The sequence below is a fragment of the Alteromonas sp. Cnat2-8 genome, assembly GCF_022348355.1.
Lineage (GTDB): Bacteria > Pseudomonadota > Gammaproteobacteria > Enterobacterales > Alteromonadaceae > Alteromonas > Alteromonas macleodii.
This window is the reverse complement of the sequence record NZ_JAKREX010000002.1, coordinates 97,674-116,260: the sequence shown is the minus strand read 5'-3', so window position 1 is coordinate 116,260 and position 18,587 is coordinate 97,674. Positions and strand designations below refer to the sequence as shown.

Sequence of the window (18,587 nt, the reverse complement as noted above, 5' to 3'; positions counted from 1 at the left end):
GTTTTCGAACCCGCACAAACCTCAAGCTTTGACGACTACACCATCCAACGATGGTTTTGACTTTGATGCATAAGTTGCAAAACATGCGAGAGCTTGAGCATACAATATGTTGAGGCAAGAACTTCCACAAATCTCATTTCGAATTTTAGGATCACAGTTCAGTTCACTGAATTACCTTGGCGAAAACTCATTTCATATTTTCTTCAAAACACCTATTAGGAAAACCTACCAGAATCAAATACGGCTGCCATTGTACCTAGCCTGTAGCGTTAATGTTTCTTATGCTCCGTCCTTAATCAGCGATGGCACGTTGATGGCAGCCAGCAATGCCCTGGCAGATAGTTATCCATTAGCCAGCACGGGCCGTGGTGAGCTTCTGCCCTTTTGAGCAAGAAAGTCGCGTTCGCAGTGAGTAAAAGCGCTATTACAATAGGGGTACCCCCCTATTTAGCATTATTTATTATTAATGTTTAATAAAGTGTACGAAATGTTAGCATCTCATTAACATTTATATAGCAAGCTGCAAATTTCTACGTTAAATAAACGACTTTTCTTAAGCTTAAGTTAACGATTGAAGGTCTTGACCTGAAACGGAGAATTTATGACAAAAAGCAACCATGCAGAACAAATAGAGACGATTACCTCCTCACAGAAACATGATCAATCCGGTAGTGATGACGAACACATTGTCGGGTTGGAAAGCACCGGACGAAGAAAGTTTATTGGTTACATGCTTAAGGGGTCGAGTTTTGCTGTTGCGTTACATATAACTAGCGGAGCTATACGTCCTCAGGATGCCAACGCCCGGTTGTTAGGAATACCGGAACTTGCAGATGAACTGGATTTAACAGATCTGTTGCTTATCTCCGGTGACCCTTTCTACTACGATTATTTAATTAAGATAACGAGTGATAACCGTGTCCGTTTTGAGCTTCCAAGAATGGAAGTAGGGCAAGGTATATTAACTGCTGCAATGATGATTCTTGCCGAAGAGCTGGACGTTGAAATGTCCTCAATTGATGCGACCTTATCTCCGGCAGAGATCAGACGAGCGACTGGTCAAATAACAGGAGGCTCTCACGCGGTAACCTCTCTTTGGGACCCGTTGCGCAAGGTCGCGGCAGCGCTGTTACACAAGATAAAATTGTCAGCCGCAGTGCATTTCGGGATTTCTGTGAACGAAATTAATACAGAAAATGGCTTTGCAATTGATAACAATGGCAGCCGCATTGCTTACTCTGAGCTCACCGCAGGTGTTGAGGGACGCAACGATGCAGCTCGACTGGCGAAGCCTAAAGACCCGTCTCAATACAAAATTATCGGTACGCCGCAAAAGCGCGCTGACGCGCGCGATATTGTTACCGGCAAACTAGATTTCGCGATGGATCTCGACATACCAGACGCGATGCCCACTGTGGTCGCTAGGCCACCCAGCTTAGGTGGTCGCGTGATCACGTTTGACGATTCTGAGGCAATAGGCCTGCCCGGCGTCCTTGCCATCAAAGAAGTTCCGTTGGATGTTGATGCAAATTCCTCTGGCGTGGCCGTTGTTGCGCGCTCCTTTGGCGAAGCATTTCGTGCGCGTGATGCACTTAATATTTCATGGAGTGTGGGTGCTGCCGAACATCTATCTGACGCCGAGGTCATTGAGCAGTTACGTGCGATAAACCTGCCAACCTTACCTAAAATTCCTCTGGCTACCGATTCGGTTGGCGGCGAGTTCATCTTTCCTTATTTGGCACATGCCCCTATGGAAACCATGACAGCAGTTGCCGATGCAACCGGCTCAAAGATCAGGGTATGGACTGGCGCCAAGACGCCACTTGCAGCACAAGCAAAAATTGCGCGTGACCTTGGAGTCTTACCCACTGACGTCGAGGTGAATGTAATTCAGAGCGGCGGCTCATTTGGCCGTCGCTTATTTTTTGATGCAGCAGTTGAAGGCGCGCGTATTTCACAAATTGTAAACCGCCCCATCAAACTTATGTTTACTCGACAGGACGACACAAAGTTTGGCCGCGCACGACCGCTCAGCTTGCACAACGTAAAAGCGACTTACACTAGAGGTTTTTTAATTGGCAAAAAAGTGTTGTCGTTTGACCATCGCGCTGCGACCGCTGAATTGGATCTCGAACATGGCTTTGGCGACGGTATTACTGCATTGGGAGGAGAATTAGCTCCCGCTGCTTTCAGCCAGACAGTCTGGCACTCAACGCAACTAGTGCAATATAAGTTTGGTGTAACTTCCTTGCTGCTAAACGAAAAAAAATTCGTTGTACCAACCTCCTCTTGGCGCGGCATCTACTCCGGCACAGCTGCCGTCGCAAACGAGATAGTTGTTGACGAATTGGCACGCGCAATGAACGAGGACGAATGCCAGTTCAGATTACAAATGCTGGATGATGAGCGCTCCAAAGCCGTTCTGCGGAAAGTTTCTCAAGAGGGCAATTGGGGAAGGAGAATGAAAAAAGGACGGGCCCAGGGCCTCGGGTTACATAAAGAGTATAAGTCTCGAGCCGCAGTGCTTGTTGAATTACAAACGTTCAAAAATCCGGAGAAAGAAAGTAAAGTCACTAAGATTGTTGTTGCGCTGGATGTGAACCGAGTATTGAATCCAACCGGCCTTGAGGCACAAGTTATCAGTGCGGCAACCGATGCCATTACCTACATGATTCGCACCAGTTTACACCTCGACAATGGCGCAATACGCGAGAGCAGTTATGGCGATTTTGAGATTGCTCGAATGCGCAACACGCCACCGGATATTGAAGTGCACTTTATGCCGCCTAACGGAGAAACACCGGGAGGTGCAGGCGAGTTGGTAGTGCCTGCGGCGGCAGCGGCGATAGCCAACGCATTTGCCAGAGCGACGGGTATTGCACCACGTCGTTTTCCACTTCGTGACTTCTATCCAGAGGGTTAATTCATGCCACAAATTACATTTAACGTTAACAATAACCCGGTTTCTATCGACGCTGAAAACGATGATGAGCTTCTGTATCTCTTGCGTGATCGACTTGGTATTACTGGCCCAAAATATGGTTGCGGTGTTGGGGTGTGTGGCGCTTGCACTATCTTTAAAGACGGGGAACTAGCCCGCCCATGCATTGTTCCGATGGAAGAAGTGGAGGGTGCATCGCTAACCACTATTGAAGGACTTGCGGTCGATGATATTCTGCATCCGGTGCAAGAAGCATGGATAAACGAAGATGTCGCTCAGTGTGGGTTTTGTCAGGCGGGACAAATTTTAACCGCCGTCAAACTCTTGGAGTCTAATCCCAATCCCAACGATGATGACATTGATGATGCTATGAGCGACAACATCTGCCGCTGTGGTACCTATCATAGGATTCGAAAAGCCATTAAACATGCTGCAGCTTTGATTCAGCAGACGACATAAGAGGCTAATTTTGGGGAAATGGGTTGGTCTGAGAAGAACACCTTAATTTATATAAGCTCAGATCTAATCTGAGTATTTCGCCTATAGGGTTGGCAGTCTTATAGGCTGCTTAAAGCGAATTGCAGGAATTTCACCTGCTTCTAATTGGAGGGCTGCTCTACGAACACACCTGCCATTCAAATACTTACAAATAGAAAACAGGGACTAGAGTATTCACTCCATCAAATCATAGGCACTTCAAAGACAGCCAAGTATCTATCACTGCACCTTTACCGATAGCATTGAGACAAGAGCCACACAAAAAATCGCAACGTTCATTAAAAAAGCAGCCAAAAGGCTGCCCCAATCAAAACAAAAAAGTACAACTCCGTCTTTTTACGCCTTATCAAACGTCTCGCGCAGTGCTTTGGCGCCACTTAACATAAAACCGTGGTCAGAACCTAATAAGAATAGAGAAACACCTTTTTCTTTCCAGTAGGCCAGCTCTTCTAAATTACCCACGAACATACCCGTAGCCTTTCCTGCCCTGTGGCTTACTTCAACTAAGTGCTCAACCGCTTGTTTAACTTTTGGGGCGTCTGCACTGGTTTCGCCAAGTGCTACGGTTAAATCCATTCGACCTATAAACAAGCAATCGACACCGTCAACGTGTGCAATGGCTTCTATGTTGTCAATTGCGTCTAAATCTTCAAGCTGGGCAATAATACTAACGTTTTTGCCCGCCTCTAAATTTTCACTCAGTGGCTTTGTTGTGTAGCCTGCAAATCGGCTTGAACCTGCATAGCCTCTTCCGCCTGCACCGTAGTGGCAATGTCTGACGATAGCACTTAACTGTTCCGCCGTTTTCACATGTGGCACAACCACACCGTCTGCGCCCATATCCAGCACATTTAGCAGTGTTTCTGGGGCATCGTTTGGTGTTCTTACTAGAACAGGCATGTTCCCTGCCCTTGCCGCAAGAATGCAGGTGTCTAAATCCTGTCTTGAAAATGGTGCATGCTCAGCATCTAAACACAATACATCCATGCTAGCGTGCGCCAATACTTCAATTACATTGTAATGGGGCGTTTTTATGAACGTACCCAAAAGGCTTTGCTTGTTTTTAAGCGCTTGTTTAAGCATGTGCTGCACCTCCGAAAAAATTATACAAATGCAGGTTCACTTGTGCGCTTTGCTCAAGCATTGCAAAATGACCCGCTTCTTCAACCAGAACCAATTCGCTATTTGCCGCCAGGTTATGCATTCTTTGCTGTTCTGACGGCGGGCAAAGCACATCATTGCAACCGCCAATTATCAGTATTGGATGTGCGCAATTAGCTAACAGTTCGCTAGCGTCCGGGCGTGTTGCAAGAATTTCGAGCTGGGCTTTATAACGCTCAATTCCCGTATCCTGCGCCATCTGAGCAATTAGTTTCATTAATGCTTCATTGGGTTTATGTAGATATACATTGCTAAACTGATCGTGAATAAGCGTGTCTAAACCATGCGAAACGGCATAGTTTAGATGCTCGCTTCTGGCTGATCGCCCTTGGGGTTTGTCTGCATGTGCATTGCTGTCTAGCAATGCTATTTTTTCAATTCGCTCGGGAACGCGCGCTAAAAGTTCAAACGCCACCATACCGCCCATTGAAAAGGCGCAAATGCTGAATGGCTCGCCTTCATCAAAAAGGCGTAACGCGTGACTGGCAACATCGCTCAGGTTGTCATGCTGGTCATACTCTAAGGTAATGCACTGATGACCAGCATTGGTTAAGGTCGTTATTTGGCTGGTAAAAACGTTTCCGTTACAAAGGGTTCCGGGTATAAATAATAGTTTACTCATTATCTCTTGGCGCAGCGGCCACTGAGTTTCCTTCAATGAGCTTGCCCGGCCAGTAACGTGTCTCTGGCGGTATATCAGGGCTCTCAATTAAGTTAACCAGGGTTTCTACTGCTGCTTTTGTCATAAAATAGGTTGGCTGACTTACGGTAGTCAGCTGGTAGCTGTGCCACGATGAAGCACTGATACCATCAAACCCAACAACTGAAATATCTTCAGGTACCCGCAAATTCAGGTTTTCCCGTATTTCGTCAATGGCACCAATTGCCATTGTGTCGTTGGCACAAATAATTGCAGTAGGAAGCGCATTTTTCTCGGCATAAGCACTTAAGCACTCTCTCGCCGAGTCATAGCTGTAGTCGCCATAAACCACGTTGGTGTCGGTAAACCCATGAGATAATAAGGCATTCCTTGCTCCACTTAACCTTGCGCGGGCCACATCAGAATCTTTTGGGCCAGCCATAATTAAGAAGTGCTGGTGATGATGGTTAACTAGAATATCCACCAACATGCGAAGGCCTTGGTCATGGTTACAACATACCGAGCTTACACTGTGATCAGGAAGCTCACGGTTGTACAACACCACTGGAATATTGTGTTTAGCAAACTGCGTGACACTGTCGGGTTCGAAGTGCGCTGTAAGCGCGACTACGCCGTCGACCTGGTATGCTAATATTTGCTCAATAACCGTTTCTAGCTGCTCTGCGTCATCAAGTGTAAATAACAGCACCCGCTTGTTTTTCTCAGCGATGTGTTTATTTAGCTGTGCCAATACTTCGGGGAAGTTCACATTAGCTCGCGATGAAATAATTACCGCAATCATGCCCGTGCTTTGGTTTATCAACATGCGTGCAATGGCGTTAGGTTTGTAGCCTAACTCCTCTGCGGCTTTTAGCACTTTTTCACGGGTTTTCTTAGATACGCTAACGCCCGGGCGATATACCCGCGACACTGCCGACTGAGAGACTCCTGCTGCATGGGCAACGTCATATGACGTCACCCTATTTTTTTTATTCAATTATTTTTTTCCGTAACGACGTAATCGAATGTCAGCCTGTTCTTTGTGACCTGCAAAACCTTCAATTGCACATAAACGTGAACAATACTCGCCAACCATCACTGAGGCTTCTTCCGTAACACGCTGGTATGTACAGGTTTTTAAGAATTTACCAACCCATAGACCTCCAGTATAACGACCTGCGCCCTTCGTGGGTAGAGTGTGGTTTGTACCAATACATTTGTCGCCGTAAGACACATTGGTTTCAGGGCCTAAAAACAGTGCACCGAAGTTACGCATGTTCTTTTGAAAGTACGGCACGTCTTTCGTCATAATTTGAACGTGCTCAAATGCTAGGTCGTTAGCGACCTCTAACATTTCATCATAGGTGTCGCATACAATGACTTCACCGTAATCTCGCCATGCGACAGAGGCCACATCTGCAGTAGGTAAAATAGTTAACTGGCGCTCTACTTCGGCCATGGTATCTTTACCCAGTTGCTCGCTGTTGGTAAGCAACACGGCCGGAGAATTAAGCCCATGCTCAGCCTGCCCTAGCAAATCCGCCGCACATAATTCGCCATCAACACTGTCGTCAGCAATGACTAACGTTTCTGTTGGACCCGCAAAAAGATCAATACCGATGCGCCCGAACAATTGGCGTTTTGCTTCGGCCACAAAGGCATTGCCCGGCCCAACAATCATACTTACCGGTTCAATAGTATCAGTGCCCACAGCCATAGCGGCAATCGCCTGTACACCACCAAAGGTATATATTTCATCAGCACCGGCTAAGTCCATGGCTACAATTACCGCTGGTGCGGGTTTACCCTGAAACGGAGGAGTAGCAGCAATAACCCGTTTCACACCAGCCACCTTTGCCGTAACAATGCTCATGTGTGCTGAAGCCACCAGCGGATACTTACCACCGGGTACATAACAACCCACACTATCTACCGGAATATTTTTGTGGCCAAGCACTACACCGGGCAGCGTTTCAACTTCAACGTCTTTCATTGACTCACGCTGAATGGTCGCAAAGTTTCGAACTTGTTCCTGCGCCCATTTGATATCGCTAATCTCTTGTTCGGTTAACTGCTCATAACATGCGTCAATTTCTTCACGACTCAACCTAAAAGACTCCGGAGTCCATTTATCAAACTGACCAGAATATTGCGAAACAGCTTCGTCTCCACGTCTTTCAATATCGCTAATTATATTTTCAACTATCTCTTTAACTTTCTGATTATCAATTGCTTTTTCTTCAGCCTGCTTGCCTTGCTTCAAGTACTTGATCACGGTCTATTCCTCTACAAAGGTGAATGAGATGTTACATTAATCGAACAAATATTTATCTTGATCTTCACCAAAAATTACATAAGAATGACTTCGAATGCAATTATTATTTTGAGGTGACATGTGGCTTTCTCTCAAGACCTATTAAAAGACAAGACAATTTTGGTTACAGGTGCGGGTAAAGGCATTGGTAAAGCGTGTGCTTTATTGGCTGACATATGTGGTGCAAATGTTATTGCTGTGGCGCGTACCGAGAGTGACCTTGTGGCGCTTAAGAATGAGAGTTCAGAAAGGCTAAGCTTTTGGGTGGGAGATGTTCAAGATAAGGCGCTTTATGAAAAGATCCAAGCACTTCCCCTCCTCCATGGGTTAATCAATAACGCCGGAACGAACCGCGTTGCGCCGATGCAAGAACAGAGCGATGAGAATATTGACGATATTTTGAATTTAAATATTCGCTCTGCATACAAAGTTGCGCAGGCCGCTATTACGCCAATGCTTAAAAGTCAGGCTCCATCCATTGTTCACATGTCATCACAAATGGGCTTTGTGGGCTCTCCTGGCCGCACGCTTTATTGCTTAAGCAAACACGCAATTGAAGGCTTAACGAAAGCCATGGCTGTGGAACTGGCGCCGAATAATATTCGCGTCAATAGCGTAGCGCCAACATTTATTAAAACACCAATGACTGAGCCGATGCTTCAAGAACCAGCGTTTGCTGAAATGGTGATGAACAACATTCCCTTACAACGCTTAGGCAGCGTCGAAGACGTTGCTAACGCGTGCATATTTCTACTTAGTGAATTGTCTATGACCACCACGGGTAGTTGTCTTAAAGTCGATGGCGGTTGGACCGCCCATTAAATACGAGGTATCACTGTGTCAGTATTATCCGAGCGTTTAGTCCGCTATGAAGAATTAATCCCATGCCGCAACGCGTTTATCGATACGCGCTCGCCAGGCAGTGATCAAAAAGAGAACTTCACCATAATTGGTCCAGGTGTCGCCGAAAACCCTGACCAGCACGTTCACATTGCTATTCCGCACGGCTTTAACATTGGCGGAGCTCGTCAGCCTCCCGGCTGCCTTAACTCGCAGCATAGCCACCTAACCGAAGAAGTATTTGTTGTGTCTCAAGGTAGCTGGCACTTTACTACTGGCGTTGAAGGCAACGATGCCGTAGTGCGTATGGAAGAAGGCGATATTATTTCTATTCCTATGGATTTGTTTCGCGGTTTTGAAAATGTAGGCGACGGCACGGGATACCTTTACGCAGTATTGGGACAAGACGATCCAGGTCGTGTACTTTGGGCTCCTCAAGTTTTTGATATGGCCAGCGACTACGGGCTTGTCTTGCTCGAAAACGGTGGTTTAGTTGATACTACTCTGGGACAAAAAATTCCTGAAGGCGTTGCGCCTATGCCAAAAACATCGGCAGAACAAATAGCGCAACACCGCGTAATTGATGATGAAGCGTTAGAGCAGTGCGTGGTGCGTTTAGCTGATTTCCCGTTTAGCAACAACACGGCATTAACCCAAGGAACCGACGTTTTAGAAGCACCGCTTATCGGCCCTGCAAGTGCCGATGAAAAGCTTGGTGAAACAAAGCTAAACTGGTCTCATGGATTCTGCGTTCGCGCCCTTAAATTCAAGCCGGGTGCTTTTATTACTGCGCACAAACGCTTCGAGGAAGAAGTAGTATATGTGCAAGAAGGCAGCATCAAAATGCTTGTTGACGGCGAAGCGCTCATTCTTAATAAAGGAGATACATTTACCACACCTATTGGCGCAGCTCGCAGTTTTGCGCAGCAAGGTGATGAGGTAGCATTAATTTATGTGACCCGACGCGGTGACACAGCCAAAGCCCCAGAATTTATTGATTAGAGGCAAATACGATGTCTACTTTTTCAAATATAGCACTGAAAAAAGCGTTTCTTCCTTTTCGAGAAGCACAGTACGACTTTGACCTCGAAAAGCTAAAAACGCTGGGCGATACCCTTTTTTCACAGGATGCCGCCATTAAGTTTTGTGTGCCTTTTGATGACATGACAGGCCACCGCGAAATGCTAGATAAGGTGTATGCGCCACTGCTGGAGTCTGTCCCCGATCTTGAGCGCCGCGATACCATAATTATGGTTGGCGAGGACGACAAAAAATTGCGCTGGTTAGGTTGCTGTGGTTACTACACTGGGCGTCTTGAAAAGCCCTGGTTAGACATCCCTGCGACTGGTGATCAAATTCACATGCGCTTTCATGAGTTCTATCGTTTTGAAGGCGACACCATAGTGGAAGTTCAAGCCATTTGGGACTTGCCTGAAGTCATGATGCAAGCAAAGTGCTGGCCGTTTAGTCCAAGCTTAGGTACCGAGTGGCATGTGCCGGGGCCAACAACCCAAGACGGAATACACTTGCTTGAAGAAGACAAGTCGCTTACCGCACAGAGCCATCAGCTTGTACTTGATATGCTAAATAGTTTAGGGAAATACGCCGAAGGCGGTGTTGCTGCCATGAACCTAGACAAATACTGGCATCCTAAATCAAACTGGTATGGCCCATCTGGTATTGGTACCGGACGCGGTATTCAAGGCTTTCGCAATACCCATCAGGAAGCGTTTTTAAACGGTATGCCTAACCGCGTGGGCGACCCCGCAAACGGCCATTTGTTCTCCGAAAACAATTATGTGGGGTTCACTGGCTGGCCTGGCATGAGCATGACCATTTCAGGCGATGGCTGGCTTGGTATCGTGCCAAACGATAAGTCTATCACCATGCGTAGTTTAGATTTTTGGCGCAATGAGAACGGCATGATACGCGAAAACTGGGTGCTAATAGACTTACTTCACGTTTACCGTCAACTTGGTGTTGATGTATTCGCCCGAGTTAAACAGTTGACCCGTAACAAGTATCGATAACTCCCGTTAAAGATGCTTTTTGCCCCGTATTACTACTACGTAATACGGGGCTTTTTTATGGTTACCTCAATCCTATAAACTCTCTAAATCAAACGCGCCTTGCTTTGAGAGCTTTTGGTTCAATGGCTTCACTTCTTCACCAAACAAGGTTTCTAGCTGCACTTTGTACTGCTGCCACTTTGACTCTAAGTCTTCCAACCGTTTTAGTGCACCAGCTTGTGCAGGCGCGCCCGTTCTGTCAAAGTTATCCATCAAGAAACGTACTTGTCTGTCGAGCATATTCGGCCAGTTAATGTCATCTTCAAAAGTTTGATGTTTGGGCTGAATAACCAGCGCTTCCCAGTCGTCGATTGCACTAACAATGCGCTCGATTGAAGCCGACACATCGCTTGCCAGCATTACGTTATCTTCAGACACACCGTTTAATTGCGCTCTAACATCACGGGCTTTTTGCAGGTGAGCAAACAAATCATTGAGTAAAGTTTCTGTAGCCTGAATGCTCTTTTCAACCACTTGAAGTTGCGCTTTATCTGCTTCTTCTCTTGGGTCTGGAAGTACTTTAAACGCGCGGGTTTGTGCCTGTTCACCCACTGTGATTTTCGCTTTGTAGTCTCCAGGCATAACTCGGGCGCCGTTCCAACCACCAAACAGTTTCACATTCTCGATGCAGTTCAACGGCTCACGTCGAAGATCCCATACAAATTCGTTGTAACCCGCTTTTGTTGCAGGGTGTTTAAATTTAACAGGGCTGCGAACGTCTTCGTTACCCTTCGCGCACTTCTCAAATGCACCCGGTGCAGATGACAGTGTGCGAACCAGCTCGTTATCGGCATTAAATATATCAATGCGTAGCGTTTGCTCTTCTTCTAACGCGTCTTTCAGGTAATAACGGAAGGTAGCGCCACGTGGTGGGTTTTTCGCTTGAGGCTGGTCAGTCATGCCACCGCCAGATAGCAAGCGAATGCCATCTACGGGTTCAAATTGAAACAGCGCTTCGCCATCTAGCGACTTATGCACTTCGCGTAATGGTGCTATGTCGTCTAATATCCAAAAGCCTCGCCCTTGGGTCGCTACGACTAGATCATCACCTTTAACCTGCATATCGGTGATCGCCACAGGCGGAAGGTTTAAGTCTAATTCTTGCCAGTGTTTACCGTCGTCGAAACTAATAAACATACCGCTTTCTGTGCCCGCAAACAGCATACCTTCGCGCTCTGTGTCTTCACGCACTACACGAACAAAGGCGTCCTCTGGTAGGCCTTCGTCAATACGCTTCCAGCGCTTACCGTAGTTGTCGGTTTTGTAAATGTAAGGCGTGTAATCATTTAATTTATAGCCTGCTACCGCAACGTAAGCTCTGCCTTGTGCGTGAGGGCTAAGTTCTATGGCATTGACCTGCGCTTCCTTTTTATGAGGGGTGATATCTTTCCAGTTTTTGCCTTCATCACGGGTTATATGCAGCTTACCGTCATCGGCTCCAATCCAAAGCTCGCCTTTGTTAACTGCCGATTCGGCAATATAGAAAACCGTGTTGTAGTATTCAGCGCCAGCTTGTTCATTGGTGATCGGCCCGCCATTCAGCCCTTGCTTTTCAGGCTCGTTACGGGTTAAGTCTGGGCTAATTTCTTGCCAGTTCACACCGCGATCTGTGGTTTTTAAGATCATCTGCGTGCCATAGTACACGGTGTCGGGATCATGCTTTGACACTACCACTGGGGCATTCCAGTTGGTGCGATACTTTTGATCACGTGCGTTTCGGCCAAACACATATTCAGGGTAAGGCATAATGGGCCGCGTAAGCCCAGTATCGCGGTTGTACTCAGTTAACGTTCCATTGATGGTAGTGGCGTAAATCAGTGTTGGATCATCAGGGTTAAACGCAATATGCGCGCTTTCACCACCGCCCACGGCAAACTGATCTTCTATTCCCATGCCGTCACCCCAAGTTTGAGAGGGCGTTGCCATGGTAGAATTATCTTGCTGTCCGCCATACACATAGTAAGGGTTTAAGTTGTCGGTAATAACGCGGTAAAACTGCGCCGTTGGCTGGTTGTAAATGCTTGACCAGGATTCACCGCCGTCGAAGGTAACGGTAGCGCCACCGTCATTAGCGTTGATCATGTTTAAGCTATTTTCAGGGTTTATCCACATATCGTGGGTATCGCCATGGGGTAACGAAACCGTCTCAAAGGTTTTGCCGCCATCAATAGATTTGTGCAACTGCACATTCATTACATAAAGGGTGTTTTCGTCGTTTGGGTCAACTTTGATGTGGTTGTAGTACCACGCACGAGCTTTAAGAATATTGTCGCCGTTCATTAGCGACCACGACTTACCCGCATCGTCACTGCGATATACACCGCCTTCTTCAGCCTCGACAATAGCATACAGGCGCTTCGGGTTAGACGCGGCAATATCTACACCGACTTTACCGATAAGCGTAGGCAGTCCTTTTTCTAATTTTTCCCAGCTTTCACCGCCATCTGTTGACTTATAAAGGCCACCGCCCTCACCGCCCGATTTAATAAACCAAGGCGTTCTGCCGTGATGCCACATGCTGGCATAAAGAATTCTGGGGTTAGATGGATCTATTGCTAAGTCAGCGGCGCCGGTATCGGCGTTCACTTTTAACACATGCTGCCATGTTTCACCGCCGTCTATCGTTTTGAATATACCGCGCGCTTCATTAGGCCCCCAAATATTGCCCTGTACTGCAGCCCAAGCTATATCGGGATTGGTGGGGTGTATACGAATTTTGGGGATTTGACCGCGTTTATCTAAACCCACCAGCTTCCAGGTTTCACCGCCGTCTGTAGATTTATAAACACCTTTTCCGTGGCTAGTGGTTACGCCTCGAATAGGGCCTTCACCAGTCCCTACGTAAATAACGTTAGGATCTGAAGGAGCAACCGCGATAGCGCCAATACTACCTACTTTAAATGTTTTGTCGGATATGGCTTTCCACGATAAACCCGCGTTTTCGGTTTTCCAAACACCGCCACCTGCGGTGCCCATAAAATAAAGGTTGGTATTACCTTCAACCCCGGTAACCGCCACCGAACGCCCACCGCGGTAAGGTCCAATAAATCGATACTCCATTTTATCGAAAAGCTCAGGGTTAACGGTATCTTCAAGTGCGAATGCAGAATGCGAGAAACTAGAAAGCGCGCTTACGCAAATAGCAAGCGCAGCCACCATTTTCCCAGAAACCAGTCTCTGTGAAACCATAGAAAGTGCCTTGTAGTGTTTTTATTTTTAATAAGAAGAATTTCTTATACTGCGTTGTTGAGGGCGTTATGGCAAAAGTTTTTGGTATAGAAAAAGCACTTGTTTATGAAAAATAGTGATGTAAACAATCAATTTCCCATGAGGGAAATTCTGCATAGGACATTGTCTTATAGAGCGGCTTACTTATCTGAGCTATAGATAGAAAAAGACTAATAAAAGCAGATAATTAAGAAGCTTCAAATGGACTATTACGTTTATATATTGTTTGATACAAAAACCAATGACGTTTTCTACGTAGGAAAAGGCAAAGGTTTTAGAATTGATCATCATGAAAATGATGCTATCGAGAGTGAAAAAACTGAAAAGATTAAAGCCTTACAAAAGGACAGCCGATTCGGTAAACGAATTGTAGGGCGCTACGCAACTGAAAACGAAGCCCATGCGGTTGAAACTGTACTCATTAAATGGGTATACGGCTTTGATAACCTTACGAACAAAGTGCATGGCCGTTACTCGGCGTTAATACGTACGATGGGTGATTACGAGAACATTCCAGGTATTGACGTGGAGTACACGCCGAATCTCAATGACGGTTCGTTCACTAAAGCTCAGCAAGAAAAGTTTGTGAAAAACAATATTGAAGCCAAGCTTGAGTCAATCAAAGAAAATATCGAGCCTCTGCTTGAGGATACTGAATATTCAGTCAGTGAGATTGTCGGTAAGTCGCCTTCTGACACTGGTTTATGGATAAATAATCCTTCGATGGACGTATCTATAAGACTCAAGCTACCACTAGCGGGAAGAACAATTAGCCCAGAATTCGTAAGTACGAATACAGATAAAGAATCGAAGGCGCGCTTTACAGAGGCCATGGCCCCACTAAAAATAAATAATGGGAGCGTAGGCAGCTACATTGGATTACAGAATTATCTTGAGCGAGCTGGGATTAAAAAAGATATTGAGGTACGCCCAGGAGCTGATGATATTGATGAGATCTTCAATGTCGTAACATTCATGATGGAACAACTTCAAACGAAATATAGTTAGGCGATTGAATAGCCAGGTCCATAGGTTTAATTTGTATGGACCTGAACTAATTCTTTGCTTTCTCTTTAAAAATAATCCCTTAACACGCACTCGCTATTGGAAAGTCTAGCGACAATTCGGTCGCCAAAACCGGGGAAGAACTCGATGGTAATTGAAACGCCTTCTCCTCGGCTTTCCATAGGAAAACCGCTTAACCACGTTAAGTAGGTCTCTACCTCGCTTTCTGTTAGCACCATTGACTTATTCAATTCATCTTTTGTTGATTGAAGCGTTTCTTTGTCAACATCGCTGCTGCTTACCCTTTGTTGTTTAGGCTCTACAGTGTTAGCTGAATTCGTATGCGGTTGTGTTTTCATGGTGCTTCCTTCAACTCATTCTTACCAGACTAAATGTTTCTTTGTCATCAATACGCAGATTAAACAAAGAACTGGGCTGCCTGAATAAGCCGTTGTCTTAGCGAGTTAACGATTTCATTGTTCATCCCTTTCCTCAGCCCGTACAATAGAGGCACTTCGTTGTTGCAGCGCCAGTGTTTCTGGCTCGCACGGTGTAATTCGACAACTCATTGCTAAAAGAGACTTTTTTATGAGAATTCTACTTTCCATTGCCCTCGCTACCATTCTTGCAGGTTGCGCTACTCTCTCTCAACTGGCGGTTTACACTGTATCTAATGCCGAGTTAGAACAAGTACTTGATAGCCAAGTGAGTAAGCTGCAAAAGCAAACGTCACTTGCTGGTATTCCTCTTTATTTAGACGTGGAAGATATGACAGCAACCATAGGCCCAGATGGCAGAGACGTGGTTCAGCTAGGCGCTATTGCCACGGCGCGTATTAGTGCATTTGGGTTGAACTACCCTGCAAAAGTAAGTCTTGCTTTGGAAGGCACGCCTTATTACGACAGTGAAGAAAAAGCGATTTTTGTGCGCTCATTGTCTCTACTTGATAGCACAATTGATGCTGGCGGCTTTAAGGGTAATTTAGCCCCTGTAAGTGGCGAATTCATGCAGCTCATCAACGGCTATTTAGCCAATAACCCTGTTTATCGCCTAGATCCTGCGAACAAAGCGGTAAGCATGCTTTCAACGGTACCTTTACAGCTAACTGTAGAGCAAGGGCAGCTTGCACTTCGACCTAAACAATAATCATTGAAAAAACGTATGATGTGTCGAGATTGTTAATGGTAAAAGGTGCAAAAGTAACCTGAGCCTCGATGCTCGCAAACAGATTTTCCCATTCAGTGAAATAGGCAGGCATAGTGACAGAACGTATCAAAACACTAGATGAATTCGCAAAGCACGTAGATTACTCTTTGCTGAATACCCTTACCCCAGACCCGCAGTCGACGTGCGATGGTGACGACCATGACCCACGCCAAGTGTTCTCAGGTCACTATGTGCCAGTTACTCCGACCCCATTAACTGCACCGACGTACGTTGCTCATAGCGAAACGCTGTTTGCCGAATTAGGCTTAGACGATAGCTTGGCAACATCTAAAGATTTCACCCAGCTGTTCTCAGGGGACATGTCGGATGTACCTGCACCAATGACCCCCTTCGGTTGGGCAACCGGCTACGCACTTTCAATTTACGGTACGGAGTACACACAGCAGTGCCCGTTTAGAACAGGTAACGGCTACGGCGACGGCAGAGCAATTTCTATCGTTGAAGCAGTATTAAACGGCAAGCGTTGGGAAATGCAGTTAAAAGGTGCGGGTCGCACGCCTTATTGTCGCGGCGCAGACGGGCGCGCCGTATTGCGCTCAAGCGTGCGCGAATTTTTAGTGCAAGAACACATGCATGCGCTTGGCATTCCGACCTCACGTTCGCTGAGCTTGTTTATGTCTGAATCAGACACGGTAGACAGGCCGTGGTATCGCGAAGGGTCTCATTCCTATGAACCTGAAGTGATGGTAGAAAATATAACGGCTATTTCTACCCGCGTGGCGCCCTCCTTTTTGCGCGTAGGCCAAATAGAGCTTTTTGCTAGGCGAGCTCGCTGTAACGAACACAGCGAAGCGTTAAACGAACTAGAAGCCATTGTTAAGCACCTTATTGAGCGAGAGTACTCAAGTGAAATTGACACAACCACGTTGTTTGAAGAGCAAGTGGTAACGCTGGCTGCACTATTTCGAGACCGGCTAACGCGTCTTGTTTCTGGTTGGGTTCGCGTCGGTTATTGCCAGGGCAATTTTAATAGCGATAACTGCGCCGCAGGAGGCTTTACGCTGGATTATGGACCATTCGGCTTTTGTGAATTTTTTGAAGCAGACTACCAACCTTGGACAGGCGGCGGTCGTCACTTCTCGTTTTTAAACCAGCCCATTGCTGCGCAAAAGAACTTTGATATGTTCTGTCGCTCACTGATGCCGCTACTTGAAGGCAACAGTGAACAGCTCTCTAAGCTTAACGAGATCAACGACGGTTTTTCTGGCGTGATGGAACGCGCCATGGAGAGTATGTGGGCAACAAAGCTTGGCATTGCCAGCTACAACCACGACTTGCTGATTAAGCTGCTGCAATTAATGCTGCGCACAGGCGTGGACTACAATCTGTTTTTCCGAGAGCTATCGTCAATGCCTGAAGATATGGCGAGCTTGACGAAAAGCTTTTACTACCCGCCTAAAGCAGAGATCATGACAGAATGGGAAGCATGGCTACAAACGTGGCGTGAGCGCATTGAAAAGGACGCCGAAGCACAAGGTGATGTTACAAACGCTATTGCTGCTACCGCAGAGAATATGCGCAAAGCAAACCCTAAATTCACATGGCGCGAATGGTTAATTGTGCCTGCTTATAAAGCCGCAGAGAAAGGTGACTTTACGCCAATTCACGAACTTCAGAAGATACTTACTGCGCCTTATGATGAGCAATCAATAGAGGTAGAGAATAAGTACTACCAGCTGCGCCCACTTGAATTTTTCAGTGCTGGCGGAGTCGCGCACTACAGCTGCTCTTCGTAATAGCACTTTGAAAAACGTAAAAGGCTTGATAGCGTGAACTCAGTATTCACGCATCGCCTTTACAAATAATGAAAACGCAGGGGAATATTCAGCTCGATTGGGGTAATACAAATAGTAGCCGGGAAATTCATCACACCAATCATCGAGTACACGCTGAAGGTATCCAGCTTCTATATCTTGCTTAACCATATCTTCAGGTAGATAAGCGATACCAAACCCTTTCAATGCTGCGTCCCGAATAAAGAATGACTTGTTGACCGTTAACTGGCCCTCTACGCGTACGTTGACCTCCCTGCCTTCTTTTTCAAAATCCCAAACCAATAACCTTCCATAGGTCGGCAACCTTAAATTTATACATTTATGCGCGGACAAATCTTTTGGGCTTTGCGGAATACCGTGCTTTTCAAAATATTCTGGTGACGCAACAACCGACATTCTTAAAGGAGGAGAAATACTGACGGCAATCATATCTTTAGCCAAGCTTTCCCCTAAACGTACGCCAGCATCGAACTTGTCGGCAACGATATCTGTAAGTGAGTAGTCGACCGACATTTCAATATTTATGTCTGGGTATGCCTCCATGAATTTCACAATTTTGGGCCACAACACATTGCGAGCCGCATGTTCAGCAGAGGAAATTCGAATGGTGCCAGACGGGCTGTCTTTTAGCGCATTTAGCGAGTCGAGTTCGTTTTCAATGTCCTGCAGCCTTGGAGAAACAGACGTGTAGAGCTTACGACCAATTTCTGTCAGCGACACACTTCGCGTTGTGCGGGTAAGTAAACGTAAGCCTAACCGCTCTTCCATCCCTTTTATCGTATGACTTAAGGCCGACTGGGAAACGGAAAGCCGTGCTGCAGCTCGAGTAAAACTCTCTTCCTCAGCTACAGCCACGAAGGCAATCAGGTCATTCAAACGTGTTTTCATA

Annotated in this window: 15 protein-coding genes; 8 read left to right on the top strand and 7 right to left on the bottom strand. The window is 46.3% G+C overall.

Annotation, left to right across the window (positions count from 1 at the left end; all coding sequences use genetic code 11):
• Window positions 1–601: 601 nt before the first annotated feature.
• Window positions 602–2,923 (top strand): molybdopterin cofactor-binding domain-containing protein, encoded by a 2,322-nt coding sequence (locus MHN00_RS04725; RefSeq protein ID WP_239300471.1) that lies wholly within the window; start codon window positions 602–604, stop codon window positions 2,921–2,923.
• Window positions 2,924–2,926: 3 nt separating this feature from the next.
• Window positions 2,927–3,400, top strand: a complete 474-nt coding sequence (locus MHN00_RS04720; RefSeq protein ID WP_014950646.1) for a (2Fe-2S)-binding protein — start codon at window positions 2,927–2,929, stop codon at window positions 3,398–3,400.
• 375 nt (window positions 3,401–3,775) lie between these two features.
• On the opposite strand, the gene MHN00_RS04715 is transcribed toward MHN00_RS04720, so the two are convergent.
• Genes MHN00_RS04715 through hisD form a run of 4 tightly spaced genes read right to left on the bottom strand, consistent with a single transcriptional unit; the run spans window position 3,776 to window position 7,515 of the window.
• Window positions 3,776–4,522 carry an aldolase/citrate lyase family protein gene (locus MHN00_RS04715; protein WP_239300469.1) on the bottom strand — a complete coding sequence of 249 codons (747 nt, stop codon included), beginning with the start codon at window positions 4,520–4,522 and terminating at the stop codon, window positions 3,776–3,778.
• Entirely contained in the window at window positions 4,515–5,222 is a 708-nt protein-coding gene (locus tag MHN00_RS04710; protein ID WP_239300467.1) for an alpha/beta hydrolase, read from the bottom strand. Before MHN00_RS04710 ends, MHN00_RS04715 begins: the two co-directional genes overlap by 8 nt.
• Window positions 5,215–6,237 carry a LacI family DNA-binding transcriptional regulator gene (locus MHN00_RS04705; protein ID WP_014950649.1) on the bottom strand — a complete coding sequence of 341 codons (1,023 nt, stop codon included), beginning with the start codon at window positions 6,235–6,237 and terminating at the stop codon, window positions 5,215–5,217. Before MHN00_RS04705 ends, MHN00_RS04710 begins: the two co-directional genes overlap by 8 nt.
• Window positions 6,238–7,515 (bottom strand): histidinol dehydrogenase, encoded by a 1,278-nt coding sequence (hisD, locus tag MHN00_RS04700; protein WP_239300465.1) that lies wholly within the window; start codon window positions 7,513–7,515, stop codon window positions 6,238–6,240.
• Between the two features lie 120 nt (window positions 7,516–7,635).
• On the opposite strand from hisD, the gene MHN00_RS04695 reads away from it, so the two are divergent.
• The 3 genes from MHN00_RS04695 to MHN00_RS04685 are packed head-to-tail and all read left to right on the top strand — an operon-like array spanning window position 7,636 to window position 10,424.
• The gene (locus tag MHN00_RS04695; RefSeq protein ID WP_075176755.1) at window positions 7,636–8,376 is read left to right on the top strand and encodes an SDR family NAD(P)-dependent oxidoreductase; all 741 of its coding nucleotides are present in this window, start codon (window positions 7,636–7,638) and stop codon (window positions 8,374–8,376) included.
• Window positions 8,377–8,391: 15 nt separating this feature from the next.
• A complete protein-coding gene (locus MHN00_RS04690; RefSeq protein WP_239300463.1) occupies window positions 8,392–9,396 on the top strand; it encodes a cupin domain-containing protein in 1,005 nt (334 codons plus the stop codon).
• Window positions 9,397–9,407: 11 nt separating this feature from the next.
• Entirely contained in the window at window positions 9,408–10,424 is a 1,017-nt protein-coding gene (locus MHN00_RS04685) for an ester cyclase (protein WP_239300461.1), read from the top strand.
• Window positions 10,425–10,496: 72 nt separating this feature from the next.
• Here MHN00_RS04685 and MHN00_RS04680 read toward each other — a convergent pair whose 3' ends face one another.
• Entirely contained in the window at window positions 10,497–13,652 is a 3,156-nt protein-coding gene (locus MHN00_RS04680) for a glycosyl hydrolase (protein ID WP_239300459.1), read from the bottom strand.
• A gap of 240 nt (window positions 13,653–13,892) precedes the next feature.
• Between MHN00_RS04680 and MHN00_RS04675 the strand changes: the two genes are divergently transcribed.
• Window positions 13,893–14,699 carry a GIY-YIG nuclease family protein gene (locus MHN00_RS04675; RefSeq protein ID WP_101565791.1) on the top strand — a complete coding sequence of 269 codons (807 nt, stop codon included), beginning with the start codon at window positions 13,893–13,895 and terminating at the stop codon, window positions 14,697–14,699.
• 65 nt (window positions 14,700–14,764) lie between these two features.
• On the opposite strand, the gene MHN00_RS04670 is transcribed toward MHN00_RS04675, so the two are convergent.
• Entirely contained in the window at window positions 14,765–15,055 is a 291-nt protein-coding gene (locus tag MHN00_RS04670) for a hypothetical protein (RefSeq protein WP_239300458.1), read from the bottom strand.
• A 229-nt stretch (window positions 15,056–15,284) separates the two neighbouring features.
• Between MHN00_RS04670 and MHN00_RS04665 the strand changes: the two genes are divergently transcribed.
• A complete protein-coding gene (locus MHN00_RS04665) occupies window positions 15,285–15,842 on the top strand; it encodes a DUF1439 domain-containing protein (protein WP_239300456.1) in 558 nt (185 codons plus the stop codon).
• Between the two features lie 113 nt (window positions 15,843–15,955).
• Window positions 15,956–17,659, top strand: a complete 1,704-nt coding sequence (locus tag MHN00_RS04660) for a protein adenylyltransferase SelO family protein (RefSeq protein ID WP_239300454.1) — start codon at window positions 15,956–15,958, stop codon at window positions 17,657–17,659.
• Between the two features lie 39 nt (window positions 17,660–17,698).
• Here MHN00_RS04660 and MHN00_RS04655 read toward each other — a convergent pair whose 3' ends face one another.
• Window positions 17,699–18,586, bottom strand: coding sequence for a LysR family transcriptional regulator (locus MHN00_RS04655; protein ID WP_039226007.1), 888 nt, complete (start codon window positions 18,584–18,586; stop codon window positions 17,699–17,701).
• Between the last annotated feature and the right edge of the window lies 1 nt (window position 18,587).